The following is a 26,399-nucleotide window of genomic DNA, read 5'->3' as shown; positions in this document are numbered from 1 at the left end:
GATTCGTGGGCACCGACCAGTGGTGATGTCGACATGCAACAGATAACCAACGAGGACCTCGCCCAGGAATGGACGAGCCTGGTCGAGCGTTTCTCGCCCGAGGCAGCCCTGGTCCTGCAGGAAACGGCAGCGGAGCAGAGCGCCGACCTGGCCAAGCATTTCTATGCCTACATGCTCGGCGACACGCACTCGGCCAGCTTCCTCTCCCATGATCAGGTCAAGACGCGTCTGAGCAAGTCCATGCAGCAATGGGTGGTGACGGTATTCACCCCGCTCGCACAGATCAACGACCTGCGCACGGTCATCGACCTGCAACGCAAGATCGGCGAAGTGCATGCGCGCATCGAGCTGCCAGTCAGCCTGGTGCTGCGCGGCTCGCGGGTCCTCAAGGGGCGCCTGCGCCATCTGCTGACCCTGCGCGGCCTGAGCGATGCGCTCTACCGCGAGGCGATCTGCCTGGGCAGCGATATCATCGACCTGGCCATCGAGATCATCTGCTTCGCCTTTTCCCAGTCCCATGACCGCAACTCCCGCGCGGAAGAAGCCTATCGGCTGTTCTCCGTGTCGCAGAACATCGGTACGGAAAAGGAACGCCAGCGCGGAGCCCTGCTCGACTGGGAAAACCAGTTGATGTTCGACCTGGCCATGGGCAACGGCGGCGACAGCCTGCCCAAGCTGGCCGGCTCGGAGTTCGGCCTGTGGTTTCGCCACAAGGCATCCCACGCCTTCCAGAGTTCGCCGGAAAGCGACAGCATCCTCGACTACATCGAACAGGTCGACAAGGCTCTGCGGAGTATCCCCGACACCCCGCAAGCAGGTGGCGACCATGGCCTGAGCGTACTGCGGGAAATCCGCCAGCAGACCCGCGCCATCAAGTTCCTGCTCGACAGTCTGTTCGAACAGGCCAATGACCTGGAGGCGGGCAGGGACGTGCTCACGCGCCTGCTCAACCGCAAGTTCCTGCCGGTGGTGATGAGCAAGGAAATCCTCTACAGCCGCCAGTCCGGCAATACCTTCGGCGTGCTGGCCATCGATGTCGATCACTTCAAGTCGATCAACGACCGCCATGGCCATGACGCCGGCGATGCCGTGCTGCAGCAGGTCGCCACCCTGCTGGCCGGCAACACCCGTGGCGGCGACTATGCGTTCCGCCTGGGCGGGGAAGAGTTTCTCGTGGTGCTGGTGGACATCAATCCGGACAAGGCCATCATCGCCGCCGAGAAACTGCGCGAGAGCGTGGCCCAGGAGCGCTTCAAACTGCCCCAGGGCGGCGACCTGAAAGTCACCATCAGCATCGGCATGGCCGTTCACAACGGCCACCCGGACTACGAAAAACTGCTGCAACAGGCCGACAAGGCGCTGTACGAAGCCAAGGAAACCGGACGCAACCGCTGCGTACTTTATCGGTAGTCGAAGGCACACCACCGATAATCCGTCCCAACGAAAAGGGGCCTCATGATGAGGCCCCTTTTACATTCCGCTCGGTCAGTCCGGCGCGGAAGTCCGGATCAGGTGGTCGAAGGCACTCAGGGAGGCCTTGGCGCCTTCACCGACGGCGATGACGATCTGCTTGTAGGGCACGGTGGTCACGTCGCCTGCCGCGAACACGCCCGGGATGCTGGTCTGGCCCTTGGCATCGACCACGATCTCGCCGAAGCGCGACAGCTCCAGCGTGCCCTTGAGCCATTCGCTGTTGGGCAGCAGGCCGATCTGCACGAAGATGCCTTCCAGTTCCAGCTCGTGCAGCGCCTCGGAAGTGCGGTCCTTGTAGATCAGGCCGTTGACCTTCTGGCCATCGCCCTTGACCTCGGTGGTCTGCGCCTGTTTCAGCACCGTGACGTTGGGCAGGCTGTGCAGCTTGCGTTGCAGCACTGCATCGGCCTTCAGGCTGTCGCCATACTCCAGCAGCGTGACGTGGGCCACGATACCGGCCAGGTCGATGGCCGCCTCGACACCCGAGTTGCCACCGCCAATCACCGCCACACGCTTGCCCTTGAACAGCGGGCCGTCGCAGTGCGGGCAGTAGGCCACACCACGTCCACGGTATTCCTGCTCACCCGGTACGTTCATCTCCCTCCAGCGGGCGCCGGTGGCGAGGATCAGCGTCTTCGCCTTGAGCGAGGCACCATTCTCCAGTTTCACTTCGTGCAGCCCGTTGTCACCACTGGCAGGGATCAGCGCGGCGGCGCGTTGCAGGTTCATGATGTCCACGTCATAGGCCCGCACATGCTCTTCCAGGGCGCGCGCCAGTTTCGGTCCTTCGGTTTCCTGCACGGAAATGAAGTTCTCGATGGCCATGGTGTCCAGCACCTGGCCGCCGAAGCGCTCGGCGGCGACACCGGTGCGGATACCCTTGCGCGCAGCATAGATAGCCGCTGCGGCGCCGGCAGGCCCACCACCGACCACCAGCACGTCGAAGGCCTCCTTCGCACCGATCTTCTCGGCATCGCGGGCAGCGGCGCCGGTATCCAGCTTGGCGAGGATTTCCGCCTCGCCCATGCGGCCCTGGCCGAACAGCTCGCCGTTCAGGTAGATGCTCGGCACCGACATGATCTGGCGACGCTCGACTTCATCCTGGAACAGCGCACCGTCGATGGCGACGTGGCGGATGTTCGGGTTCAGCACGGCCATCAGGTTCAGCGCCTGGACCACGTCCGGGCAGTTCTGGCAGGACAGCGAGAAGTAGGTCTCGAAGTTGAACTCGCCCTGCAGCCCCTTGATCTGCTCGATCACATCGGCCTCCAGCTTCGGCGGATGGCCGCCGACCTGCAGCAGCGCCAGCACCAGCGAGGTGAACTCGTGACCCATGGGGATGCCGGCGAAGCGCAGGCTGATATCGCCATTGGGACGGTTCAGGGCGAAGGAGGGGCGGCGCTCGTCGCTGCCGTCGGTCTTCAGCGTGATCTTGTCGGTCAGGCTGACGATATCCTGCAACAGCGCCAGCATTTCCTGGGATTTCTCGCCATCCTCCAGGGAGGCGACGATTTCGAACGGCTGGGTGACGCGTTCCAGGTAGGCTTTCAACTGGGTCTTGAGATTGGCATCCAACATGGCGGCTCGGTCCTCTCGTACACATTCGGAAGGGTGGAAATCAATGAGGGCCACCTTACGTCAAACCGGTCCATTCTCTAAATTGCTTAAACCATTCGAGATGATTGCTTTTGCCTATGAACGATTTCCATCATACCCAGCCCTGAGCCAGGCCACCGGCTGTAAACCTTAAGGAAAAATAATCTATCTCCGAAGTCGCGGCCCGCATGGCCCCTCGAGGATTCCATCCCGTTTCAGGGGTGCAAAGCCACTCTGAACGCATCGACCCTATTCAGTGAAACGCATTATCATTTCCGAAAATGCCCTCGCTCCCTGGCAGATCGATGTTCGAAGAACTCTTCATGGCACAACGCGGCGTTCTGCTGCGCACCTTGCAGCGCATGGTCGGCAACCGCAGCACGGCGGAAGACCTGCTGCAGGAAACCTACCTGCGCGTGGCGGCAGTGGTTGCGGAGCGCCCTCTCGAGCACATGGCACCGTTCATCTTCCAGACGGCCCGTAACCTGGCGCTGGACCATTTGCGCAGCCGCCAACGTCAGGCCCGCCTCATACGGGACGATGTGACGGAAGAACTGCTGGAACAGGTTCCGGCCGAGAGCGCCTCGCCCCAGGACATCCTGGAGAACCAGCAACTGCTGGCCCAGTTGGACAAGGCCCTGGCCGGTCTCAGCCCACGCCAGCAAGAGGCGTTCATGCTCAATCGCCTGTATGGCTGGAGCTATGCTGAAATAGCCGACCATCTGGCAGTGTCCCTGAGCACCGTGCAGAAAGACCTGAAGCTGGCCATGGCGCTCTGTGTGACGACCTACGCCAAACTCGAACGACATTGACCGTGAACATGCCCGAAGAAAACCTTCCCTCGCCAGAAACCCCCATGGAGCAGGCACTGGACTGGATGATTCGCCTGGAAAGCGGCGAGGCATTCGACCATGACGCCTTTCGCCGCTGGCTGGATGAGTCCGCCGAGCACACGCAAGCCTTCGCTCTGGCCGAGCGCGCCTGGGGCTCGCAACTGGTGGGCGCCGCCGCCGAACTGACCCGGCAGCGCCTGCCTGCCATCAGCACCCACCCTGTGCGGCAAAAACGCCGCTGGAGGCACTGGGCCGTCGCCGCGAGCCTGGCACTGGCGGTCTGCGCAGGGTTGCTGGGTGACCTGCCAACGCGCCTGCAAGCGGACTGGGTGACTGGACGGGGCGAGCAGCAGCAGTTGCAGCTGGAAGATGGCTCGCGGGTGCTACTGGGAAGTGGCAGTGCGTTCGCCACGGCCTTCGACGATGCCTCGCGTAAAACCCGCCTGCTGAAGGGCGAGGCCTATTTCGAAGTGGCTGGGGGGCAGCCCCGGCCTTTTCTGATCGATGCGGGAGAAGCGCAGGTGCGTGTGGTGGGCACGGCCTTCGGCGTGCGCCATCTGGATGGAAAAGCCCGTGTCAGCGTACGTAGCGGCATCGTCGAAGTCAGCGATGAACTGGGCCACAGCCGCCGGCTCGGGGCAGGGGAACAAGTCGACATCGACACGGGGGGGCTGGGCGTGACACACAAGGTCGACACCGACCTGGCGCTGGCCTGGACACGTGGCCGCCTGGTATTCGAGGAAAGCCCCCTCGGTGATGTGGTCGCCGAACTGCGCCGCCACTACCCCGGCCTGATTCTCATGGCCGATGCGCAGTTGGCTGGCGAACTGATCAGTGGCAACTATCGCCTGGATCAACCGGAAAACACGTTGCACAGCCTGGCCGAACTGACCCAGGCAAGGCTTTCGCGCTTCCCTGGCGGGTTCTGGATGCACCGCTAGAAAGTTTTCCAAAGATTTTTTACGCGATCCCGTGGGATCGTTCGTTTCGTCCCTGGCTTACGACTCATTCTCATTAAAAGTCGCGACAGGAGACGACATGAATCTGCCATTCGAACGCGGCCCTCTCAAGCATCCCCTGGCAATGGCGATCATGCTCGGGTTGACCCCGCTCATCGCCACCGCCCCGGTGCAAGCGGACGCGTTGCAGACCAGCAATGCGCCATCCCGGCTGCACCGATTCGATATCCCGGCCCAGCCATTGACCAGCGCGTTGAACCGGTTCATCGAGGTCACCGGCTGGGAAATCGGCATGCCCGCCGTACTGGTCCGCGACAAGCAATCCTCGCCCCTGCAAGGCCAGATGACGGCCGAGCAAGCCTTGCGGCAGCTGCTACAGGGAACCGACCTCGATTATCGACACGTGCAAGAGGGCAGCGTTCTGCTGGAGCCCGCCAGTGCAGGGCAGGGCGCCATCGATCTCGGCAGCATCAGCGTCGATGGCCAGCAAGCCAGTGGTGATTGGGTCTACCAGGCACCACGCTCGGTGAATGTCATCGACCGCGAACAGATCAATCGCAAACCGCCCCGCCATGCCGCCGACATGCTTGAGGAAACCTCTGGTGTATACACCGCCGTCAACCAGCGCGACCCAGGCCTTTCGGTGAATATCCGGGGCATACAGGATTACGGCCGGGTCAACATGAACATCGATGGCATGCGCCAGAACTTCAGCGTCAATGGCCATCAGCAGCGTAACGGCGTGATGTTCATCGACCCCGAGTTCATCCGTAACATCGAAATCGAAAAAGGCACCCAGGCAGGCATGGGCGGGGCCGGTGTGCTTGGCGGCATCGCCAGTTTCAATACGCTCCAGGCCAGCGACTTCCTCGAAGACGGCAAGGAATTCGGCGGGCATCTCCGGGCCGGGCACGGTATCGGCGAGCTGGGCAACGGCACTTATTTCAACGGCAGCGCGGTATTCGCCTTCGGCAACGAGATCGGCGACCTGCTGTTCGGCGTCAGCGAGCGGCATTTCGGCGATTACCGGGCGGGAACGCGTGACAGGGACAACCTGGGCACCAACATCCGCCTGCGTGCATTTTTTCCACAGGCCTGGGACAACTGGCTGGAGTCCGAGGTGGGAGAAATGGGGAGCGTTACCCGCTCCCGCCTGTTGAAAGTCGGTCTCAATCTGCCAGAGGATCAACGCCTGCAGCTCAGCTACATGGAGATTGATACTGACAGCAAGAACGCCTGGACCTGGCATGCCAGTGACTATCAGAGCTTCTACTATCAACGCTCCCAAGCCAGCGATATCAAGGCCCGCAATGTCGCCCTGGACTACAGCTACACGCCGGACGACGACCTGATTGACCTCAAGGCCAAGCTGTACTTCGTAACCACCCGTGAGGATCGCTGGAATGCCGGCAGTACTGCGTCGATAGGCAGCGGCAACTGGTATCCCGACTACGACGATCGCTACCAGACCGACACGTGGGGCGTGCAACTGGACAACACCTCGCGTTTCCAACTGAGCGAGAACGGCCAACTGACTGCCAACTACGGCAGCGAGATCTACCAGGATACCTTCCGCCCGAAAACCAATCGCACGGCTGCGACCTACGAGACGGTTTTGCCCTATATCGTCGGAGCAACGCCAAAAGGCGAGCGCACCATGGCCAGCCTGTTCGGTAATTTGCAGTACGAGTACGACGACTGGCTGACCCTGGATGCAGGCCTGCGCTATGACCGCTACCGCTTGAAAGGCATGACCGGACTGACCGTATGGATGGCGCCGCGCACGCAATATGTCAGTGGTACGCCTTATGCCCCAACGGCACTGGTCTACGATGTGGATCAACAGGAGGGCCGTTTCTCGCCGACGCTAGGCATCGCCATCAAGCCGGGGCTGGATTGGTTGCAGCTCTATACCCGCTGGGGCGAAGGCTGGCGGCCACCAGCGGTGACCGAGGCCTTCATGTCCGGACGCCCCCACGGCGGCGGCGGTGCCGAGTCGGTCTACCCCAACCCGTTCCTCAAGCCGGAGCGTTCGCATAACTGGGAGGCAGGCTTCAACATCTTCAAGGAATCGCTGTTGGTGAATGGCGACCGCTTCGGCGCCAAGGTCGCCTACTTCGATACGCGCATCGATGACTTCTCTTACATGGACATCAACGTCGACGTACCGGGCCTGACTGCGGCAAACACCTCGATGGGGCGCAGCGCCTACCAGAACAACCTGGAAGAAACACGCTTTCGCGGCGTCGAATACAGCCTTGATTACGATGCCGGGCGATTCTATGGCAACCTCAGCTACACCCATATGATCGGCAGTAACGAGTTCTGCTCCAATCAGTTCTACATGGGTGGTGCAGACCAACGCGTTCAGGTCGGTACGGCGATCGTCCCTGGGCGCCCTCGCCCGGTACCGGTCTACAACAATGTGCCCAACGACGTGCTGAACAACTTCGTCCAGTGCGGACAGATCATGGGCAGTGCCAGCTACATGCCGGCGGACCGTGGCTCGCTGACCCTGGGCATGCGCTTCTTCGACAACACCCTGGATGTCGGGGCACGTCTACGCTACAGCGAAGGCAATGGCGCCAACCTCGACAACCAGACCTATTCCCAGATCGACCAGGCCTTGTGGCCGCAATACGAGGTCTACGACCTCTATGCCAGCTACTGGATGACCTCCAGCCTGAACCTGGCCCTTTCCATGGAAAACGTCACCGACCAGGCCTACTTCGTGGCCATGGGCGATGCCAACAACCTGTCCCTGGCCCGTGGCCGCACCCTGACCGGGATGCTCGAATATCGATTCTGATCACAGGCCTTCACCAATGGTGCAAGAGGGCGGACTCCGACAGCCGCTCTCCCGCTCGCCAGCCCTCTAGAAGCGATACTCCAGCGCGCCCTGGACCGTACGACCACGGCCCAGGGTGTAGGAAACGGAATCACCGTAGTTGACGATATAGGCCCGGTTACCCACGTTCTCCACCGAGGCACTGAGTTTCAACTGGCTGCTCAGGCGGTAGGAGGCATACAGGTCGACCAGCGTGTATTCGGGCCAGTCAGCCACATAGAAATCCCCGTTCCCACCTGAACTGTTGACCGTGGAGTCGTCCTGATGCCCACGGTTGTAGCGCACGATAAGCCCCGCATCCAAGCGCTGATCGAACCAGCGACTACCGAGGGTCAGCGAACCACGATCCCCTGGCAGATAGGCGGCGGAACCGAACAGGGTGTTGTAATCACAACGAACAAAACCATTCCACTCCGAGTTGCCAGCGTAGTAGTTGTTGGTGCCACTGGCGTTTGGCTCACTCTCCCGCACGATGACACCCCCCATCCAGGCCGGCATGCTGCAAGAGCTGTTGCTGCCAACCATGCGGGTGTAACTCAACGCGCCATAGATGCGCTCGGCGTCATAATCAAGCTGGAACTCCAGGCCTCGAAAGCGCATGGCCAGCAGGTTGTTGACATAGGCGGCATTGCCGGAACTGGCAGTGAACACACCGGGTTTTACCCGATCGATCTCCAGATTGATGTAGTTGTCCACGCGGGTATCGAACCACGCCAGCTTGGCTCCAAGGCGATCGTTATTGGTCAGCAACCCATCGAACTGAACGTTCACCCCCGTTTCCCAACTGCGTGAATGCTCGCTGTCCAGCCAGGGATTCGGGTACTGCGTGGAACTGGAGTGAGCGCTACCGGTGGTCAGGGTCTCGGTCAATGCCGGTGGACGCCAGGACTTGCCATAGCTGGTGAACAGTTGCAGCCACTCGACGCCCGGCTTGACTGCAAGCGCGAAGGTCGGCGAGAAGCGCCCCTCCTTGGCGTCCACGTCCCAGGGTGTCCAGGCCCTGACGGTCGGACAGCCGGTCAACCGCCGGGCGACGCAAGGGTTTTCCTGGGTATACGGGAAGGTGACGATTTCCATCCCGGTATCGCCCCGCAAGCGGTAGCGGTCATAACGCAGGCCACCCTCCAGCGTCAGCCAGCCATCGTGTTCATAGCTCAAGCGGGAGAAGAGGCTGGCCATGCTGCGATTGCCGCCCGGCGTGACATTCACCACCTGGGTGCGGCTGGAGTCGCTGGTCGCCTTGTCGTAGAAGAACTCCAGCCCGTAGTCGACATCCAGTTGCCGCTGCGGAGTCAGTTGCAGGTAGCTGTGGTTCTGCAGTTGGAAACCGTAGGTGCGGACCCGGGTTTGCGTCTGGTAGCTGTTATCCACCGAAGCGCTGGTACGGTAAGTGTCGGAGTCATCGTCGGTGTCGACGTAATACAGCTTGGCCTTCAGGTCCAGCCAGGCGGAATCCTCGGGCGACAGGCTGTAGTCCAGGGCCAGGCTGCTGGAGTCGGTGTCACTGAATCCGGAGCTTTTCCAGCCCAGTTCGGTAATGTCGCCAACCTGCGTGATCATGCTCGGGTTGGGCGACTTGGTCGAAGTCGACAGGTAGCTGAACTGTACTCGCTGCTGTTGTGGCAGGTTGATGCCCGCCTTCAGGAGGTGGGAGCGCATGGTATAGCCGGAATCGGTGACCTGGCTGTTCTTGAGGTTCTTCTGGGCCTGTGCCGTGTTCTCCGGCGTGCCTACCGCCGTGCGAATGTCGCCGATATTGCCCAGGTTACCAGGCCAGTAGTCCCCCATATGGCGTTCACTCGCCGCCAGCAGGATATCTCCGATCTCGTTGCCAACCGCGAAGGCGCCACTGCCGATGAAGTGAGTACCGTTGTCGCCACCGCCCAACTTCAGCTTGCCGCCGATTTCCTTGCCCGGCTCCAGAAACTCGTCAGCCGTCAGGGTACCGAACGTGGCAATGCCGCCAATGGCTCCAGCACCGCCCATCGCGCTCGAAGGGCCTTTGTCGATGACCACGCTCGATATCAGCTCGGGATCGATATACATCTGCCCGTTGCGCTGGCCATGGCCGCTCTTCTGGAAGTTCTGGCGCATGCCATCGATGTTCATGTTGACCCGGCCATAGTCCTGGATACCACGAATGTTCACCGACAGCGCCGGGTCCTGCTGGCTGACCGAGGAGTAGACACCGGCAGTCTGCTCCAGCATGTCCGCCGCATGGCGAGCGGGGCGGTCGTCCAGTTGCTTGCGGTCGATCTCGCTGACCGAACGGGGCTGGCCATAGACCCATTGGCCAGCCTCCAGTCCGTTACCAATACCGTGCACAGTCGTGGCATCCAACTGCAACGCGCTTGAACTCTCGACCGACGCCGGCTCCAGGGTGATCACCTGCCGGGCATTGTCCTGCCGGAAGACCAGGCCGGTACCTTGCAGCAGGGTTTGCAGTGCCTGCCAGGCCGGCATGTCTCCCTCGACAGCCGAAGAAACCCGATCGTTGGCCAGGGCGGCCGGGTAGGCCAGCTCCTGCCCTGTGACATGGACGAAGGCATTCAGGGCCTGGGTCAATGGCTGTGCGGCGATGGCGAAGCTGTACTGTGCAGCCGGCTCTGCCGCGTAAGCGCTGGCCATAGCCGAGCAACTCAACGCCAGGGCCAGCAGGCACGGCCTGAAAGGGAATGATCTTGACTGGATAGTGAAATGGGCAGACATCTTTCCTCCAATGGGCAAGGCCCTGGCTCACCACCTGACGGCAATGAGAATTGTTTTCTTCGGAGAACAAGACGACGCCCGCAAAAAAGCGCGTAAAACTTTAATCAGCCCAGCAATATCACCCAGGGCCCCAGGTTGCGCAGACGAATACCGAGAATCTCGGCCAGGGACGCAAGCACCCGCTGTGGATCATCCATCCGGTAGTTGCCGCTGACCGGCAGGTCCAGCACATCGTCATCGAGCGGAACGATCAATCCCGAGTAGTAGTAGCCAAGCTCGTCCAGGACCTCTCTCAGCGGCTGATTCTCGAAGGACAGGCGTCCATCGACCCAGGCAAAATCGGATGCTGACGTGGGCAGGCGCCGCAAGGCGCCGTCAGGGCCGATGGAAAGTGCTTGCCCTGCCAGTAAATGCTCGAAATGGCCGGCGGCATTTTCCACCTCCACATGACCTTCACGCACACTGACCTGCAGCCGGCCCTCGCGGTAGCGGACATTGAACGCCGTACCCAGCACCCGCACTCTCTCCTTTCCAACCCTCAACACGAATGGACGCCCGGCATCCCGGGCCACATCGAAGAAAGCCTCTCCCTTCGTCAGGCGTGCATCGCGTACCGACGGGGACAAGTGCGCAGCGAGGCCGCTCTGGGTATTGAGAAGGACCTTGGTACCGTCTGCCAGGCGCACCTCCTCCCGCTTGCCGACCCCCGCCCAGGTGTCGGATTGCCAGCGCAGGGGCAGGTCGCTCTGCCATAGCCCACCGATAACCAGCAAGAGGCTTGCAGCCAGCCCCATCATCCCCTTGCGCCAATGCGGACGAGCCCGGGGCCGTCGTGGCAGATGGCTGATACCTCCGGCAGCCAGCAGTAGGTGTGCAACCTCGGCGACTTCTCCGCCTTGCCAGGTATCACTGGCCAGATGGAAGGCTTGCGCATGGGCATCGGATTGCTCGAGCCACTGGCTGAAACACGCCAGTTCGGCGTCATCGATGGTGGGATCGTCCAGGCGAATCGTCCAGGCGATGGCGGCCTGCAGGATAGGTTCGGGAATAGCGCTGTCGTTCATCGGTTGGTCATGTCTGTCCGAAGCACTCATCGGGTGCTCCTTGTCGTTTTCTCACGGGCCAGGATCGCCACACAGATAGCACTGGCCAGCTTCAATTCCTTCTGCACGGTACTCGGGGACACGCCAAGGTGGTCGGCAATCTCCTGGTAGCGCCAGCCCTGTGCACGGCTGAGGATGAATATCTCCCGCTGCCGCTCCGTCAGTTGCTCCAATGCCTTCTGCAGCTTAGCGATCAATTGTCGCCTGGCCAGGACGTCGGACAGCTCGGGATCATTTGCCGGCACTTCCTTCAGGCTGACCTCGCTGACATCATCGACCAGTACACGGGACTTGCGCCGGACACTGCGCAGGTGGTCCAGCGCCAGGTTGCGGGCCGTCTGGTACAGGAACGACTCCACGAACTCCACACGCCGCTCACGCATGGCCTGCAGGACACGGATATAAGCCTCCTGGGCCAACTCCTCGGCGATTGCCCGATTACCCACCAGCCGCTGCAAGGTCTGCAGCAGCAGTTGGCGGTGCTTCAGGTAGATACGTTCCAGGGGCAACTGAGTCGGCACCCGTCAGGCTCCAGGGCAGGGATGGAGGCGCGATGCTAAATCCTCATCAATACAAACGATAGTCATCCTTGTTAAAGAAATACTCAGGGAACTAGCGAAGTCGCTACCAACCCGCATCGATACTGGCCGCTCAGGGGTAACACGCGAACATTAAATAAAAGTAATACTCTCGCCATGGCAACTTCCACACAGTCCTGACTATGCCCGTTACGGTCTGGAGTTCTTCTACAACATGGCCACCAGCTAGATTTCAGTCAGAACCTTGAGTACCACTCTGGCAAATATCGCCGACAGCCTTTTCTACACCCTTGGGCGGGGCAGAACGGCACAGGCTGCTATCGAGTACCGCTTCTGAACAACACCGGCTTGTCATCAATGACGAGGCTAACACCGGCATCGCGGCAGTTTCTTGCCGTGCCGGTGCGAACAAGTTTTTTTACTCAATCCGGTTGGCTGATTCGTCTTCTATTGGAGATGGACCCATCGCCACCGACTGATACGAGAACACCTGCATGACTGCCCAGCAACCTTCACCGTCTCACACGCTTCGATCGCAACGCCTCAATGCGCTGACCCACGAGCCGCACAGCCGCCTCGACAACCAGGTCAAGAACCACGATCCCTTCGCCAGCACCGAGCGTTTCGCTCGTTTCGTCGCGGCCCAGTACCTGTTCCAGTACGACCTGGAAAAGCTCTACGCCGACAAAGACCTCGCGGCCCTTGTCCCGGGACTGGAAAAGCGCTGCCGTGTCGAACAGACGCGCCTGGACCTGGCCGATCTCGGGCACCCGGTACCAGAGGGCGACGAAAGCATTCGCACACGCAAAATGGACGTCAGCGAAGCACTGGCCTGGTTGTTCGTTTCCGAAGGTTCCAAGCTCGGTGCGGCGTTCCTGCTCAAGCGCATGCCGGCACTGGGCCTGAGCGAAAGCTTCGGTGCGCGCCACCTCGGCGAGCCAGAAGGAGGGCGGGCTCAAGGCTGGAAAACCTTCGTCGCCGCGCTGGATGACATCGTGCTGAGCACCGAACAGGAGCGTTTGGCCGAAGCTGCGGCAAGCGCTGCATTCGAGCGCTTCACCGTTCACCTGGAACGCTGCTTTGCCTGATACGCCGCCCACCCGGCCACACCCTGGACGACTGCGCTGGCTATGGTTGATCGTCGCTTACCTGAGCATCGGTCTGGCCATGCTGGGCGTGGTTCTTCCAGGGTTGCCCACCACCGAATTCGTGCTGCTGGCGGCCTGGGCTGCCTCGCGCAGCTCGCCACGCCTCAGTGCCTGGCTGGAGAATCATCGGTTGTTTGGCCCTCTGCTGGTCAACTGGCGCGATGGCGGCATCATCACTCGCAAGACCAAACTGGCCTCTGCACTGAGCATGCTCATCGCTCTGCTGATCATGCTGCTGACCGTCGACCACCGTCCTTCCATCCTGTTTGCGGCACTCGGCATGGCCTGTGGCGCTGCCTGGATCTGGTCACGCCCAGAACACAGGACGTCATCGAAGCGCTCTGACGAGCCCCAGGCGTCTCTCGGCGAAACACCACTTCCCTCGAAATCCCGTCCCTGAAAAGACGAATGGGGCATTCCCTTATGGAAATGCCCCATTCGTAATCGTGCACCCTTCATGGGCCATGCCGCATCAGAAGTCCAGGTTGGACACCGCCAGTGCGTTGGCTTCGATGAAGTCGCGCCGAGGCTCGACCGCATCGCCCATCAGGGTATTGAAGATCTGGTCGGCGCCGATGGCATCCTCGATGGTCACCTTGAGCATGCGACGGACTTCCGGGTCCATGGTGGTTTCCCACAACTGGTCCGGGTTCATCTCGCCCAACCCCTTGTAGCGCTGGATGCTGTGGCGCTTGGTGCTCTCGCCCATCAGCCAGTCCAATGCTTCCTTGAAGCTCTTCACCGGTTTCTTGCGCTCGCCACGCTGGACGTAGGCATTCTCTTCCAGCAGGTTGTTCAGCGCTTCGGCCAGACGCACCACCGTGCGGTAGTCGTTGCTGGAAAAGAAATCCCGGTTGAAGGTGACATAGTTGGAAACCCCATGGGAAACCAGCTCCACCACCGGCAGCCAGATGTGCCGCTCGGTGTCTTCACGCAGGCTCACCTTGTAGCTGAGGCCGGACTTCTCCGAGGTTTTCAGACGGATGTCCAGTTGGTCGACCCACCCTTGCATGGCCTCACGCTGGGCCAGTTGCTCGACCGACACCGCGGGCAGATAGAGGAAGTGCTCGGTGATGTCCTGCGGGTAGAGCCGTGACAGGCGTTGCAGCGTCTTGATCACTGCACGGTAGTCGTTGACCAGCTTCTCCAGCGCCGCGCCCGACAGGCCCGGAGCGCTCTCGTTGACGTGCAGGCTGGCATCTTCCAGCGCCGAGGCGGTCATGTATTCTTCCATGGCCTCGTCGTCCTTGATGTACTGCTCCTGCTTGCCTTTCTTGACCTTGTACAGCGGCGGCTGGGCGATATAGATGTAGCCGCGCTCGATCAGCTCCGGCATCTGCCGGAAGAAGAAGGTCAGCAACAGGGTACGAATGTGCGAACCGTCGACGTCAGCATCGGTCATGATGATGATGTTGTGGTAGCGCAGTTTATCGATGTTGTATTCCTCGCGACCGATCCCGCAACCCAGCGCGGTGATCAGGGTACCGACCTCCTGGGAGGACAGCATCTTGTCGAAACGCGCCTTCTCGACGTTGAGGATCTTGCCCTTGAGCGGCAGGATCGCCTGGGTCTTGCGGTTACGTCCCTGCTTGGCAGAGCCGCCCGCGGAGTCCCCTTCCACGATGTAGAGTTCGGACAGCGCCGGGTCTTTTTCCTGGCAGTCAGCCAGTTTTCCAGGCAGCCCGGCGATATCCAGGGCACCCTTGCGACGCGTCATTTCACGTGCCTTGCGTGCCGCTTCACGGGCACGGGCAGCGTCGATCATCTTGCCGACCACGGCCTTGGCTTCGTTGGGGTTTTCCAGCAGGAAGTCAGCGAAGTACTTGCCCATTTCCTGCTCGACAGCGGTCTTCACTTCGGAAGAGACCAACTTGTCCTTGGTCTGCGAGCTGAACTTCGGGTCTGGCACCTTGACCGAAATGATCGCCGTCAGGCCTTCTCGGGCATCGTCGCCCGTGGTCGCGATCTTGTGCTTCTTGGCCAGGCCTTCCTGCTCGATATAGTGGTTCAGGTTGCGCGTGAGCGCCGAACGGAAGCCAGCCAGGTGCGTACCACCATCCCGTTGCGGAATGTTGTTGGTGAAGCACAGCAGGTTCTCGTTGAAGCTGTCATTCCACTGCAGGGCGACTTCCACACCCACGCCATCGTCACGTTGCACATTGAAGTGGAACACGTTGTTGACGGTGGTCTTGTTGGTATTCAGGTATTCCACGAAGGCACGCAAACCACCTTCGTACTTGAACAATTCTTCCTTGGCCGTGCGCTCGTCGCGCAGCAGGATGCCAACGCCGGAATTGAGGAACGACAGCTCGCGCAGGCGCTTGGCCAGGATGTCCCAGCTGAAATGGATGTTGGCGAACGTCTCGGGCGAAGGCTTGAAGTGAATCTGCGTACCAGACGTGTCCGTATCGCCAACCGGAGCCAAGGGAGCCCTGGGCACACCATGCTCATAGACCTGCTCCCAGACCTTGCCCTCACGGCGAATGGTCAGTTGCAGCTCGGACGACAGGGCATTCACCACGGATACACCCACGCCGTGCAGACCGCCGGAAACCTTGTAGGAGTTATCGTCGAACTTCCCGCCGGCATGCAGCACGGTCATGATCACTTCGGCAGCGGAAACACCTTCTTCCTTGTGGATATCCACGGGAATGCCACGACCGTTGTCACGAACGGTGATCGACTCGTCGGTATGAATGGTGATGCTGATATCACTGCAATGGCCGGCCAGTGCTTCGTCGATCGAGTTATCGACGACCTCGAACACCATATGGTGCAGGCCCGAACCATCGTCGGTATCACCGATATACATACCGGGGCGTTTGCGTACGGCATCCAGTCCCTTGAGGACCTTGATACTGGAGGAATCGTACGTGTGAACTTCGCTCATGCCTTCGCTCCCAAAGGGTCGTGGACCTGGATGATATTTCCATGTTCCACGTGAAACATTGAGACTGGCGTATCTTCCAGCCAGCCGTCCTGCAATAACTTCGAATCCACGCAGGTTATGAAAACCTGACATTCAAGCTGCTCGAGTAATGAGCACAGTGCCTGTCGGTGCTGTTCATCCAGCTCCGATGGCAGATCATCCACCAGGTAGACACATTGGCCACGACGTGCGGCGCTGACCAGATGCCCCTGGGCAATTCTCAAGGCGCAGACCACCAGCTTCTGCTGACCTCGCGACAATATATCCACAGCACTATGGTGTCCGATGCGCAAACGCAGATCAGCCCGCTGCGGTCCGGCCTGGGTATAGCCCAAAGCCCGGTCACGCTCGAAGGAGGCCGTCAGGACATCCGCCAGAGGGCGCTCCTTGTCCCAGCCCCGGTAGTAACTCAGGGTCAAGCCATCGAGTTCGAGCAATGCCTTCAGCACCTGCTCGAAAACCGGTTTCAACGCCTGGATATAAGCCCTGCGGTACTCATCCATTTCATCGCTGGCCAGGCTCAATTCATGATCCCAAGCCAAGCGAGAAGCAACGTCAAGTGTACCATGACGCAGCCACGAGTTCCTTTGCCGCAGGGCCTGCTGCATCCGCTGCCACGCCTTGATGAAGCGAGGTTCCACGTGGAACACACCCCAGTCGAGAAACTGCCGACGCAGCTTTGGCGAGCCTTCCAGCAGTCGAAAACTATCCGGGTTGATCAATTGCAGCGGCAGTGCCTCGGCCAGTTCGGCCGCCGAACGGACATTGTTGCCATCGATACGAATGCGCACATCGCCGGAGCGATCACGGGAAATACCCAGCGCAGAGTGCCCGACCTGTCCGAACACGGTGCAGGAAGGTTGCTCATGGGTAATCAGCGGTGTCAGCTTGTGACTGCGAAAGGAGCGGGCCATGCCCAGCAGGTAGATGGCTTCCAGCAGGCTGGTCTTGCCGCTGCCATTGTCGCCGTAGAGGATGTTGATGCGAGAGGAGGGGGTCAAGGTCACCGGCTGCAAGTTACGCAAACCGGTGACGGACAGACGGCTGAGCGCCATGCAGAACGATTACAGGCGCATCGGCATGACGACATAGGCCGAGTTATCGTTATCGAACTCCTGGACCAGCGCACTGCTGTTGGAGTCAGAGAGCAGTAGACGTACTTTCTCGCTGTTGATCACACCCAACACGTCCAGCAGGTAGCTGACGTTGAAACCGATCTCCAGCGAAGCACCGGCATAATCAACCGCCACTTCTTCCTCGGCCTCTTCCTGCTCCGGGTTGTTGGCCTGGATTTTCAGCAAGCCATTTTCCAGTTGCAGGCGAATGCCACGGTATTTTTCGTTGGAGAGGATCGCAGTGCGGCTGAACGCTTCACGCAGTGCCTGGCGATCGCCAACCACCAGCTTGTCGCCACCACGCGGCAATACGCGCTCGTAATCAGGGAACTTGCCATCCACCAGCTTGGAGGTGAAGGTGAACTCTCCCGTGGTCGCACGGATATGATGCTGGCCCAGCACGATACCGACTTCAGCATCCTGGTCGGTCAGCAGACGCGCCAGTTCGAGGATGCCCTTGCGCGGTACGATGACCTGGTGCTTTTCAACCTGCTCGATACCTTCGGCCTGCATCGAACACATGGCCAGACGGTGACCATCGGTAGCGACGGCACGCAGTTGACCACTGGAGACTTCGACCAGCATGCCGTTCAGGTAGTAGCGGACATCCTGCTGCGCCATGGCGAAGCTGGTGCCCTCGATGATGCGTCGCACCTTGTGCTGGGGAACGCTGAAATTCAGGGAGCCAGGGCCTTCCTCCACAGTCGGGAAGTCGTTGGCTGGCAGAGTCGACAGAGTGAAGCGGCTGCGACCGGACTTGATGATGATCTTCTGCTCTTCCAGGCGAACGCTGATGACGGCATCGTTCGGCAGGCTCTTGCAGATATCCATCAGCTTGCGCGCGGGGACAGTGATTTCACCCGGCTCGGCGGCATCCTCCAGGGACACACGCCCGACCAGTTCCACTTCCAGGTCGGTGCCGGTCAGGGACAACTGTTGCCCTTCTACGACCAGCAGCACATTGGAAAGAACCGGCAGCGTCTGCCGGCGTTCGACGACACCGGCAACCAGTTGCAGAGGTTTCAACAAGGCTTCGCGCTGAATGGTGAAATGCATGGTCTGATCCCTTGCCTGTTAAATGGGTGCTCTATTCAAGTTGTCAGTGTACGTAGCAAATTCTTGTAATCTTCCCGAATATCCGCATCTATTTCGCGGAGTTCGGCAATTTTACGACAAGCATGCAGAACCGTCGTATGGTCCCGGCCACCGAAGGCATCGCCGATCTCGGGAAGACTGTGGTTGGTCAGTTCCTTGGACAGCGCCATGGCGACCTGACGCGGCCTCGCGACTGAACGCGAGCGGCGCTTTGACAACAGATCGGCAATCTTGATCTTGTAGTACTCGGCGACCGTGCGCTGGATATTGTCGATGCTGACCAGTTTGTCCTGCAATGCCAACAAATCCTTGAGCGACTCGCGGATCAGCTCGATGGTGATGTCGCGCCCCATGAAATGGGCGTGGGCGATCACCCGCTTGAGTGCCCCCTCGAGCTCACGCACGTTGGAGCGAATACGCTGGGCAATAAAGAAGGCTGCATCATGGGGCAGCTCGATCTTCGCCTGGTCGGCCTTTTTCATCAGGATCGCGACTCGGGTCTCCAGTTCAGGCGGTTCAACGGCCACCGTCAGTCCCCAGCCGAAGCGCGATTTGAGCCGCTCTTCCAGGCCGTCGATTTCCTTGGGATAGCGATCGCTGGTGAGAATCACCTGCTGGCCACCTTCGAGCAGCGCGTTGAAGGTGTGGAAAAACTCCTCCTGGGAGCGCTCCTTCTTGGCGAAGAACTGGATATCGTCGATCAGCAATGCGTCGACCGAGCGGTAGAAACGCTTGAATTCGTTGATGGCGTTGAGCTGCAACGCCTTGACCATGTCCGCGACGAAGCGCTCCGAATGCAGGTAGACCACTTTGGCATTGGGGTTCTTCTTCAACAGATGGTTGCCCACCGCATGCATCAAGTGGGTCTTGCCCAGGCCAACGCCGCCATACAGGAACAGAGGGTTGTAGCCATGCTTGGGATTATCGGCGACCTGCCAGGCGGCTGCGCGGGCCAGTTGGTTCGACTTGCCTTCGACGAAATTCTCGAACGTGAAGGTACGGTTGAGGTAACTGGTGTGCTTGAGTCCACCTTCTACCTGCACCGTGCGCTCGACAGCGGCCTTGGGCGCCGGAGCGGGCTCCTCTTGAACACTGACAGTCTCGGCGACACTGGTTGCGACAGCGGCCACGACAGGAGCAAGAGCAGGAGCAACGGGGGCTGGTGAGCGTGCAGCCTGGACACCTGCAGCACGTTTGCTGCCGATCAGCAGGGACAGAGCAGGGGCCAGCCCGCTCTCTCCGCGCTCGGACAGCAGCTCGAGCAAGCGGGTGAGGTATTTCTCATTGACCCAGTCGAGCACGAAGCGATTGGGTGCATAGACCCGCAACTCGTCGGCATCACCCTCGACCTGCAGTGGACGAATCCATGTGTTGAATTGTTGCGCCGGCAGCTCATCGCGCAGGAGTTCTACGCATTGCTGCCAAAGTTCCACCGACACGGACGCTCCTATCGACTCTGGGCCTGGCCTGAAAACGACCGACATTGTATCCATGCCCGACACGGTTATCCACAAATCCCCTGAGACCCGTCCAACTTGCAGGAAGATTTTTCGGCGTGTACTGAAAATATCCCTTCATTCCAACCCGCCTGGGGCTCAGGAACACTGTTGATAAGTCAGGCTGAAGGCTCTGCAAAAGCCTGTGAAGAAAACGCCTATATCACCATCTGTGGATAAAATGGCAATCCACCCACAGGCTGTCCCCCTACATTCCACCAGAAGAACACGGCTTTCCAACCGGGTTTCTTTTCGCTGATAGCCTCGTCAACAAAGGCCCGCATAGGTTTATCCACAGATATTCTTCTGCTAATACATAAAAGCTGTATCAGAAAAGACTTTAAATTCTTTTCTTCTATTCATATCTACCCGAAGCCTCATGGACGAAGGTGAAACATCGCGCTGGTTGGAAATTGACCTGACCCTTCGGCTTCTCTACAATCGCCGGTCTCTTTAAGCGCGGGCCATTCCGGCTCGAGTGGATTACCAGGTAAACGCATCATGAAACGCACTTTCCAACCCAGCACCATCAAGCGCGCTCGCACCCATGGCTTCCGTGCCCGTATGGCCACCAAGAACGGTCGCGCTGTTCTGTCCCGCCGTCGTGCCAAAGGCCGTAAGCGTCTGACCGTCTGATCATTGCGGAACCGGTGGTGAGTCGGGACTTCGGTCGGGACAAGCGTCTGCTGACCCCAAGCCAATTCAAATCAGTCTTCGACTCCCCTTCCGCGAAACTGCCGGGCAGGAGTGTCCTGTTGCTGGCTCGCAGGAACGACCTGCAGCGACCCCGACTGGGGTTGGTCATCGGCAAGAAGAGCGTAAAGCTCTCGGTCGAACGCAACAGAATCAAACGGCAGATACGTGAAACCTTCCGCCTGCAACAGACAGGCCTGGTCGGTTGGGATGTAGTGATCATCGCGCGCAAGGGATTGGCCGACATGGACAACCCCGAGCTTTCCCGACAGTTCAACAAGTTCTGGAAACGCTTGTCACGCGATCGCTCTGCGAATCCCGAAGAGTGACCTCATGCGCAAACTGGCTCTAATCCCCATCCGGATCTACCAGTACGCTATCAGTCCTATGATGGCGAGCCATTGTCGCTTCTATCCCAGTTGCTCCTGTTATGCCTATGAGGCCATCGAGACACACGGTGTCATTCGTGGTGGCTGGCTGACCGTACGTAGGCTCGCTCGGTGTCATCCATGGCATCCCGGCGGCTACGATCCTGTGCCTTCTCATAAAACTTCCAATTCATCTTCGACGGCCAAGTAACCATGGATATCAAACGCTCGATTCTGCTCGTTGCTCTGGCAGTCGTTTCCTACCTGATGGTTCTGCAGTGGAACCAGGACTACGGGCAGGCGGCATTGCCTGCGGAAACGACCCAGCTCCGTCCAGCCGACACAGACAACTCCCTGCCACAAACGCCTGTTGCCAATACCCAGCAACAAGGTGACCTGCCTTCGGTTCCGGGGCAGCAAGTGGCTGACGAACTGCCTGTCGGTTCGACTGCAGCGAATGATGCGCTGATTCGTGTCAAGACCGACGTCCTGGACGTGGCCATCGATCCTCGCGGCGGCGATATCGTCGACCTGCGACTCCCCCAATACCCACGTCGCCAGGATCGTCCCGACGTACCGTTCCAGCTGTTCGAACGCAGTGCCGAGCGCCTGTACGAAGCACAAAGCGGTCTGATCGGCGATGGTCCGGACCAGGCAGCCGCAGGACGCCCGCTCTACAGCACGGCCAAGAGCAGCTACGTACTGGCCGACGGCGAGCAGCAACTGGTCGTCGACCTGACCTACAGCGCCGATGGCGTCAGCTACACCAAGCGTTTCGTCTTCGAACGCGGTGAGTACGTTCTGGACGTGCGCTACCTGATCGACAACCAGAGCGACAAGACCTGGAACGGTTACCTGTTCGGTCAGCTCAAGCGCGACAGCAGCGGCGACCCGTCCTCCAGCACCGCCACCGGCACCGCCACTTACCTGGGTGCCGCATTGTGGACAGCGGAAGAGCCCTACAAGAAAGTGTCGATGAAAGACATCGACAAACAGGACGAAAAGCGCCGCGAAGGCAATCCCAATGCCTGGCTCAAGGAAACAGTGCAAGGTGGCTGGGTCGCCTGGCTGCAACACTATTTCGTCACCGCCTGGATTCCTGCGAAGGATGGCACCCACCAGGTACAGACACGCAAGGACAACCAGGGCAACTACATCATCGGTTTCACCGGTCCGGCCGTGACCGTTGCCGCCGGCGCCCAAGGCGAAACCGGTGCCAAGCTCTATGCCGGTCCGAAGATCCAGGACAAGCTCGAATCCCTGTCCGAGGGACTGCGCCTGACCGTCGACTACGGCATGCTGTGGTTCCTCGCCCAGCCGATCTTCTGGCTGCTGGAAGTGATCCATGGCCTGTTGGGCAACTGGGGCTGGTCGATCATCGCCCTGACCGTGGTTATCAAGCTGATCTTCTTCCCGCTCTCGGCGGCCAGCTACAAGTCGATGGCGCGCATGCGTGCCGTTGCGCCGAAGATGCAGGCGCTCAAGGAACAGTTCGGCGATGACCGCCAGAAGATGTCCCAGGCGATGATGGAGCTGTACAAGAAGGAGCGGATCAACCCGTTGGGTGGTTGCCTGCCGATCCTCGTGCAGATGCCCGTGTTCCTGTCCCTCTACTGGGTACTGCTGGAAAGCGTCGAGATGCGCCAGGCGCCCTGGCTGCTGTGGATAACCGACCTGTCGATCAAGGATCCGTTCTTCATCCTGCCGATCATCATGGGCGTCAGCATGTTCATCCAGCAGCAGCTCAACCCCACGCCGCCCGATCCGATGCAGGCTCGCGTGATGAAGCTGCTGCCGATCATCTTCACCTTCTTCTTCCTGTGGTTCCCGGCAGGTCTGGTGCTGTACTGGGTGGTCAACAACATCCTGTCCATCGCACAGCAGTGGTACATTACCCGCAAGATCGAGCGGGCTGCCCAGGCGGCCTGATCGGGTAGATCACTGAACAATCCCAAAACGCCCCTGCCCAGGGGCGTTTTGCTATAGGGGAAAAAGCATGTCCACAGTCACCGAGACCATCGCCGCGATTGCCACCGCTCCCGGTCGTGGAGGGGTGGGCATCGTGCGGGTATCCGGCACACGCGCCCGCTCGATCGCCATCACCCTGACAGGCCGCGAGCCTGTGGCGCGTCATGCCCATTACGGTCCCTTCCACTCCAACGAGGGCGATGTCCTCGACGAAGGCCTGATGCTGTTCTTCGCCGGGCCCCACTCGTTCACCGGAGAGGATGTGCTGGAGCTACAGGGACATGGTGGCCCGGTGGTGCTGGACATGCTGCTGCACCGTTGCATCGAACTGGGCGCCCGCCTGGCCCGACCAGGTGAATTCAGCGAACGTGCCTTCCTCAACGACAAACTGGACCTGGCCCAGGCAGAGGCGATCGCCGACCTGATCGAAGCCAGTTCCACCCAGGCTGCACTGAATGCCGTGCGCTCCTTGCAAGGGGAGTTTTCCCGGCGTGTGCATGAGCTGACGGAAGAGCTGATACGCCTGCGGATCTATGTCGAGGCGGCCATCGACTTTCCCGAAGAGGAAATCGACTTCCTTGCCGATGGCCACGTGTTGCAGCTCTTGCATGGCGTACGCGAGTCGCTGGGTAGCGTACAACGCGAAGCTGGCCAGGGCGCCCTGCTGCGCGACGGGATGAACGTGGTGATCGCCGGTCGACCGAATGCTGGTAAATCCAGCCTGTTGAACGCCCTGGCAGGCCGCGAAACCGCCATCGTCACCGATATTGCCGGCACCACCCGGGACGTGTTGCGTGAACATATCCACATCGATGGCATGCCGCTGCATGTCATCGACACCGCGGGCCTGCGCGACACCAGCGATCAGGTAGAGAAGATCGGCGTGCAGCGTGCTTTGCAGGCTATCCAGCAGGCTGACCGCATTCTGCTGGTGATCGATGCCTGTGCCGACGGGGAACATGGCCAGCAGGCACTGTGGGAAGAGTTTCCCGATGTGCGTCCCGACGCCTCCAGGGTCACCCTCATCCGCAACAAGAGCGACCTTTCCGGCGAGCCGACAGGCTTGCAGCAACAACCCGATGGCCAAGCCACAATCAGGCTCTCGGCCCGTTCGGGAGACGGCATCGAGCTGCTGCGCGAGCACCTCAAGCAATGCATGGGTTATCAACAGACGGCTGAAAGTGGTTTCAGCGCCCGCCGCCGCCACCTCGATGCATTACGCCAGGCAGCCAGCCACCTCGAACATGGCCACACCCAACTGACCCAGGCCGGCGCCGGCGAACTGCTGGCTGAAGACTTGCGTCTGGCCCAACAGGCGCTGGGCGAAATCACCGGAGCCTTCAGTTCCGATGACCTGCTGGGGCGCATCTTCTCGAGTTTCTGCATCGGCAAGTGACAGTCCTGCCGAGCAACAATCAGCTCGGCTCTGGAATGGACTGACTCAGCAGTGGTGCCGCCCAGTCGATGAAACGCCGTACCCGTGGCGATAGCAGGCGAGAGTGGGGGTAGACCAGCTGGATGGGGACATCCGGCAGTTCGAAATGCGCTAACACGCGGGTCAGTCGGCCATCAGCCAGAGCTTCGGCGACCTGGTAATGCAGCAGGCGCGCAACGCCTATCCCCTGCTCGCAGGCCAGCCTCACGGCCTGCACCTGATTGGATACCAGCCGGGGAGTGACCTCCACAGTGATCGGAGACTGCTCCCGCAGGAACTCCCAACGCCTTCCATGACCGGAAAAGACGATGCAGTCCGTTCTCGCCAGGTCATCAGGGGAGGACAGCTCGCCCGTGCGCTCCAGAAAACCGGGGCTGGCACAGGTGACATGACGGGTCTTGCCCACCGGTCGGGCGATCATCGACGAGTCTGGCAGGTGGCCGATTCGGACCGCCAGATCGAGCCCTTCCTCCAGAAGGTCAACCGTTCGATCGAGCAAGGTCAGTTCGATACGCAGTGCAGGGTCGATGCCCAGGAAGCGGTTCACCAGGGGCACCACATGCAGATGGCCGAACGCTACGGGCGCGGTCATTCGCACGATCCCGCCCGGCCGATGGGAGCGGGCATCGAACGCCTGCTCGATGACCTCGAACTCGGCCAGGATGCGCTGGCACCAGGCCAGGTACTCGCTGCCCTCGTCTGTCAGTGCAAGGCGTCGGGTCGTCCGGTTGAGCAGGCGTACGCCCAGATGTTTCTCCAGTGCCGCGAGGGTACGCACGACAGCCGCCGGCGATTGACCGAGCTTAGTAGCGGCAGCACTCAGGCTTCCCGCATCGACGATGGCGACGAAAGTCGTCATGGCTTTGAGTCGGTCCATCCAGGCTCCTTATCTGTGCATAGAACGCAATGCTGTTGTCAGCCGTGCGGCATTGGTCGCGAGTCTATCCGGGGCGAGACTGTCCGCTATCGACAACGATTGCAAGGCAGCGCAGATGCAACAGACAGCACCAGCCGTGATGGATGACATCCACACCAATCCATCACGCATCCTCGCCTACGATCACATAGGCATACGTGTCAGCGACCGGCAGCGGGCCCTGGCGTTCTACACCAGCCTGGGCTTCAGGGAAAACATCAGCTTCCCGGGCCTTGAAGCCAACGAGATGCTGAGTTCCGACGGTGTGCGGATCAACCTGATCTTCAATGGCGCACGCCAACCAGGGAGCCATAACGTCCTGCTGGATGCTCCGATCAAGTTGCCCGGCATGACTCATCCGGCCTTCGTCGTGGATGACCTGGAATGCTTGCAGGCCTGGCTGCAAGCGCGGGGCATCCGCATCACCGAAGGACCGAAAGCGATAGGTCCGCGCCGAATAGCGCTTTTCATCCGCGATCCGGATGGCAATGTCCTCGAATTCAATCAATTGATAGACAACATAGACAATAAGGAGAAGCCCCATGAAGCTCTATGATCTCGAACTGTCCGGTAACTGCTACAAGGTCAGGCTGTTCGCCGCCCTGGCCCATATCGACCTGGAGTTGGTCGCCGTCGACTTCCTGGCGGGAGAACACAAGCAGGCACCTCTGAGCGACCTCAACCCGTGGATGGAATTACCGATCCTGGTCGATGGCGAGCGGATACTGCGCGATTCCCAGGCCATTCTGGTGTACCTGGCGGGACAGTATGGTGGGGCGGCCTGGTGGCCGCAGGAAGCCTCTCTCCAGGCCGAAATCGTCCAGTGGTTGTCCACTGCCGCCAATGAAATCCAGAACGGCCCGTGTGCTGCACGCCTGGTGGACAAGTTCGGCTACACCCTGGACAAGGCCACTGCATTGGCGCGCTCCAGCCGTATCCTCGGCTTGCTGGAAAACCATCTGCAACGGCATGACTGGCTCGCCCTTTCGAGGCCGACGATTGCCGATTGTGCGGTGTATCCGTATGTAGTCCTGGCACCGGAAGGTGCAGTGGATATTTCGCCCTATCCACACATAGGCCTCTGGATCGAGCGCATCAAGGCACTGCCTGGCTACCTGGCCATGCCAGGCAGCTGAGTATTGGAGATACCAGGGCCGGACTGATGATGATCGTCCG

Annotated in this window: 22 protein-coding genes; 13 read left to right on the top strand and 9 right to left on the bottom strand. The window is 60.2% G+C overall.

What is annotated here, in order from left to right; translation table 11 throughout:
• Nucleotides 1-33 precede the first annotated feature (33 nt).
• Nucleotides 34-1,410 carry a diguanylate cyclase gene (locus tag HW090_RS10250; RefSeq protein WP_179113434.1) on the top strand — a complete coding sequence of 459 codons (1,377 nt, stop codon included), beginning with the start codon at nt 34-36 and terminating at the stop codon, nt 1,408-1,410.
• 75 nt (nt 1,411-1,485) lie between these two features.
• Here HW090_RS10250 and ahpF read toward each other — a convergent pair whose 3' ends face one another.
• On the bottom strand, nt 1,486-3,051 hold the full coding sequence (gene ahpF / locus HW090_RS10245) for an alkyl hydroperoxide reductase subunit F (RefSeq protein WP_179113433.1): 1,566 nt from the start codon (nt 3,049-3,051) through the stop codon (nt 1,486-1,488).
• A gap of 323 nt (nt 3,052-3,374) precedes the next feature.
• Here ahpF and HW090_RS10240 point away from each other — a divergent pair, with 323 nt between their 5' ends.
• The 3 genes from HW090_RS10240 (at nt 3,375) to HW090_RS10230 (ending at nt 7,670) form a co-directional block, all read left to right on the top strand.
• Nucleotides 3,375-3,881, top strand: a complete 507-nt coding sequence (locus tag HW090_RS10240) for an RNA polymerase sigma factor (RefSeq protein ID WP_256930654.1) — start codon at nt 3,375-3,377, stop codon at nt 3,879-3,881.
• Nucleotides 3,882-3,889: 8 nt separating this feature from the next.
• Nucleotides 3,890-4,843, top strand: a complete 954-nt coding sequence (locus tag HW090_RS10235) for a FecR family protein (RefSeq protein ID WP_179113431.1) — start codon at nt 3,890-3,892, stop codon at nt 4,841-4,843.
• Nucleotides 4,844-4,940: 97 nt separating this feature from the next.
• Entirely contained in the window at nt 4,941-7,670 is a 2,730-nt protein-coding gene (locus HW090_RS10230; protein WP_256930653.1) for a TonB-dependent receptor, read from the top strand.
• 66 nt (nt 7,671-7,736) lie between these two features.
• Here HW090_RS10230 and HW090_RS10225 read toward each other — a convergent pair whose 3' ends face one another.
• The 3 genes from HW090_RS10225 to HW090_RS10215 form a co-directional block, all read right to left on the bottom strand.
• Nucleotides 7,737-10,337: a TonB-dependent receptor gene (locus HW090_RS10225; protein WP_179113430.1), complete on the bottom strand. Its 2,601-nt coding sequence runs from the start codon at nt 10,335-10,337 to the stop codon at nt 7,737-7,739.
• A 185-nt stretch (nt 10,338-10,522) separates the two neighbouring features.
• Entirely contained in the window at nt 10,523-11,512 is a 990-nt protein-coding gene (locus HW090_RS10220; RefSeq protein WP_179113429.1) for a FecR family protein, read from the bottom strand.
• Nucleotides 11,509-12,042 (bottom strand): RNA polymerase sigma factor, encoded by a 534-nt coding sequence (locus tag HW090_RS10215; RefSeq protein ID WP_256930652.1) that lies wholly within the window; start codon nt 12,040-12,042, stop codon nt 11,509-11,511. The genes HW090_RS10220 and HW090_RS10215 overlap by 4 nt, the downstream gene beginning before the upstream one ends.
• A gap of 512 nt (nt 12,043-12,554) precedes the next feature.
• Here HW090_RS10215 and HW090_RS10210 point away from each other — a divergent pair.
• Together HW090_RS10210 and HW090_RS10205 are read left to right on the top strand one after the other, a co-directional pair.
• A complete protein-coding gene (locus HW090_RS10210) occupies nt 12,555-13,148 on the top strand; it encodes a biliverdin-producing heme oxygenase (RefSeq protein WP_179113428.1) in 594 nt (197 codons plus the stop codon).
• Nucleotides 13,141-13,608, top strand: coding sequence for a YbaN family protein (locus tag HW090_RS10205; protein ID WP_256930651.1), 468 nt, complete (start codon nt 13,141-13,143; stop codon nt 13,606-13,608). The genes HW090_RS10210 and HW090_RS10205 overlap by 8 nt, the downstream gene beginning before the upstream one ends.
• 72 nt (nt 13,609-13,680) lie before the next feature.
• Here the strand turns inward: HW090_RS10205 and gyrB are convergent, their stop codons facing one another.
• From gyrB to dnaA, 4 genes are read right to left on the bottom strand one after another with little or no spacing between them, the layout of a single operon-like run.
• Nucleotides 13,681-16,098: a DNA topoisomerase (ATP-hydrolyzing) subunit B gene (gene gyrB / locus HW090_RS10200; RefSeq protein WP_179113427.1), complete on the bottom strand. Its 2,418-nt coding sequence runs from the start codon at nt 16,096-16,098 to the stop codon at nt 13,681-13,683.
• Nucleotides 16,095-17,192, bottom strand: coding sequence for a DNA replication/repair protein RecF (recF, locus tag HW090_RS10195; protein WP_179113426.1), 1,098 nt, complete (start codon nt 17,190-17,192; stop codon nt 16,095-16,097). The genes gyrB and recF overlap by 4 nt, the downstream gene beginning before the upstream one ends.
• 9 nt (nt 17,193-17,201) lie before the next feature.
• Complete coding sequence (dnaN, locus tag HW090_RS10190) at nt 17,202-18,308, bottom strand: DNA polymerase III subunit beta (protein WP_179113425.1); 1,107 nt, start codon at nt 18,306-18,308, stop codon at nt 17,202-17,204.
• Nucleotides 18,309-18,343: 35 nt separating this feature from the next.
• Nucleotides 18,344-19,786 carry a chromosomal replication initiator protein DnaA gene (dnaA, locus tag HW090_RS10185; RefSeq protein ID WP_179113424.1) on the bottom strand — a complete coding sequence of 481 codons (1,443 nt, stop codon included), beginning with the start codon at nt 19,784-19,786 and terminating at the stop codon, nt 18,344-18,346.
• A 558-nt stretch (nt 19,787-20,344) separates the two neighbouring features.
• Here dnaA and rpmH point away from each other — a divergent pair.
• The 5 genes from rpmH (at nt 20,345) to mnmE (ending at nt 24,268) form a co-directional block, all read left to right on the top strand.
• Entirely contained in the window at nt 20,345-20,479 is a 135-nt protein-coding gene (gene rpmH / locus HW090_RS10180) for a 50S ribosomal protein L34 (RefSeq protein ID WP_003246698.1), read from the top strand.
• Nucleotides 20,480-20,496: 17 nt separating this feature from the next.
• Nucleotides 20,497-20,865 (top strand): ribonuclease P protein component, encoded by a 369-nt coding sequence (rnpA, locus tag HW090_RS10175; RefSeq protein ID WP_179113423.1) that lies wholly within the window; start codon nt 20,497-20,499, stop codon nt 20,863-20,865.
• Between the two features lie 4 nt (nt 20,866-20,869).
• A complete protein-coding gene (yidD, locus tag HW090_RS10170; RefSeq protein ID WP_179113422.1) occupies nt 20,870-21,115 on the top strand; it encodes a membrane protein insertion efficiency factor YidD in 246 nt (81 codons plus the stop codon).
• A gap of 2 nt (nt 21,116-21,117) precedes the next feature.
• Nucleotides 21,118-22,833, top strand: coding sequence for a membrane protein insertase YidC (yidC, locus tag HW090_RS10165; protein ID WP_179113421.1), 1,716 nt, complete (start codon nt 21,118-21,120; stop codon nt 22,831-22,833).
• A 67-nt stretch (nt 22,834-22,900) separates the two neighbouring features.
• Nucleotides 22,901-24,268 carry a tRNA uridine-5-carboxymethylaminomethyl(34) synthesis GTPase MnmE gene (mnmE, locus tag HW090_RS10160; RefSeq protein ID WP_179113420.1) on the top strand — a complete coding sequence of 456 codons (1,368 nt, stop codon included), beginning with the start codon at nt 22,901-22,903 and terminating at the stop codon, nt 24,266-24,268.
• 19 nt (nt 24,269-24,287) lie between these two features.
• Here the strand turns inward: mnmE and HW090_RS10155 are convergent, their stop codons facing one another.
• Nucleotides 24,288-25,184 (bottom strand): LysR family transcriptional regulator, encoded by an 897-nt coding sequence (locus HW090_RS10155; protein WP_179113419.1) that lies wholly within the window; start codon nt 25,182-25,184, stop codon nt 24,288-24,290.
• Between the two features lie 115 nt (nt 25,185-25,299).
• Between HW090_RS10155 and HW090_RS10150 the strand changes: the two genes are divergently transcribed.
• Nucleotides 25,300-25,779, top strand: coding sequence for a VOC family protein (locus tag HW090_RS10150; RefSeq protein WP_256930650.1), 480 nt, complete (start codon nt 25,300-25,302; stop codon nt 25,777-25,779).
• The gene (locus tag HW090_RS10145) at nt 25,766-26,359 is read left to right on the top strand and encodes a glutathione S-transferase family protein (RefSeq protein WP_179113418.1); all 594 of its coding nucleotides are present in this window, start codon (nt 25,766-25,768) and stop codon (nt 26,357-26,359) included. Before HW090_RS10150 ends, HW090_RS10145 begins: the two co-directional genes overlap by 14 nt.
• The last annotated feature ends 40 nt before the right edge of the window (nt 26,360-26,399 follow it).

Source organism: Pseudomonas sp. ABC1, assembly GCF_013395055.1.
In the GTDB taxonomy this organism is placed as follows: domain Bacteria; phylum Pseudomonadota; class Gammaproteobacteria; order Pseudomonadales; family Pseudomonadaceae; genus Stutzerimonas.
Note: the sequence above shows the minus strand (reverse complement) of the source record. Positions and strands in the feature narration are given on the sequence as shown.

Coding starts and splice junctions, on each gene's coding strand:
- HW090_RS10250 (WP_179113434.1), top strand. CDS start 34: ATGCAACAGATAACCAACGAGGACCTCGCCCAGGAATGGACGAGCCTG.
- ahpF (WP_179113433.1), bottom strand. CDS start 3,051: ATGTTGGATGCCAATCTCAAGACCCAGTTGAAAGCCTACCTGGAACGC.
- HW090_RS10240 (WP_256930654.1), top strand. CDS start 3,375: ATGTTCGAAGAACTCTTCATGGCACAACGCGGCGTTCTGCTGCGCACC.
- HW090_RS10235 (WP_179113431.1), top strand. CDS start 3,890: ATGCCCGAAGAAAACCTTCCCTCGCCAGAAACCCCCATGGAGCAGGCA.
- HW090_RS10230 (WP_256930653.1), top strand. CDS start 4,941: ATGAATCTGCCATTCGAACGCGGCCCTCTCAAGCATCCCCTGGCAATG.
- HW090_RS10225 (WP_179113430.1), bottom strand. CDS start 10,337: ATGGCCAGCGCTTACGCGGCAGAGCCGGCTGCACAGTACAGCTTCGCC.
- HW090_RS10220 (WP_179113429.1), bottom strand. CDS start 11,512: ATGAGTGCTTCGGACAGACATGACCAACCGATGAACGACAGCGCTATT.
- HW090_RS10210 (WP_179113428.1), top strand. CDS start 12,555: ATGACTGCCCAGCAACCTTCACCGTCTCACACGCTTCGATCGCAACGC.
- gyrB (WP_179113427.1), bottom strand. CDS start 16,098: ATGAGCGAAGTTCACACGTACGATTCCTCCAGTATCAAGGTCCTCAAG.
- recF (WP_179113426.1), bottom strand. CDS start 17,192: ATGGCGCTCAGCCGTCTGTCCGTCACCGGTTTGCGTAACTTGCAGCCG.
- dnaN (WP_179113425.1), bottom strand. CDS start 18,308: ATGCATTTCACCATTCAGCGCGAAGCCTTGTTGAAACCTCTGCAACTG.
- rpmH (WP_003246698.1), top strand. CDS start 20,345: ATGAAACGCACTTTCCAACCCAGCACCATCAAGCGCGCTCGCACCCAT.
- yidD (WP_179113422.1), top strand. CDS start 20,870: ATGCGCAAACTGGCTCTAATCCCCATCCGGATCTACCAGTACGCTATC.
- yidC (WP_179113421.1), top strand. CDS start 21,118: ATGGATATCAAACGCTCGATTCTGCTCGTTGCTCTGGCAGTCGTTTCC.
- mnmE (WP_179113420.1), top strand. CDS start 22,901: ATGTCCACAGTCACCGAGACCATCGCCGCGATTGCCACCGCTCCCGGT.
- HW090_RS10155 (WP_179113419.1), bottom strand. CDS start 25,184: ATGGACCGACTCAAAGCCATGACGACTTTCGTCGCCATCGTCGATGCG.
- HW090_RS10150 (WP_256930650.1), top strand. CDS start 25,300: ATGCAACAGACAGCACCAGCCGTGATGGATGACATCCACACCAATCCA.
- HW090_RS10145 (WP_179113418.1), top strand. CDS start 25,766: ATGAAGCTCTATGATCTCGAACTGTCCGGTAACTGCTACAAGGTCAGG.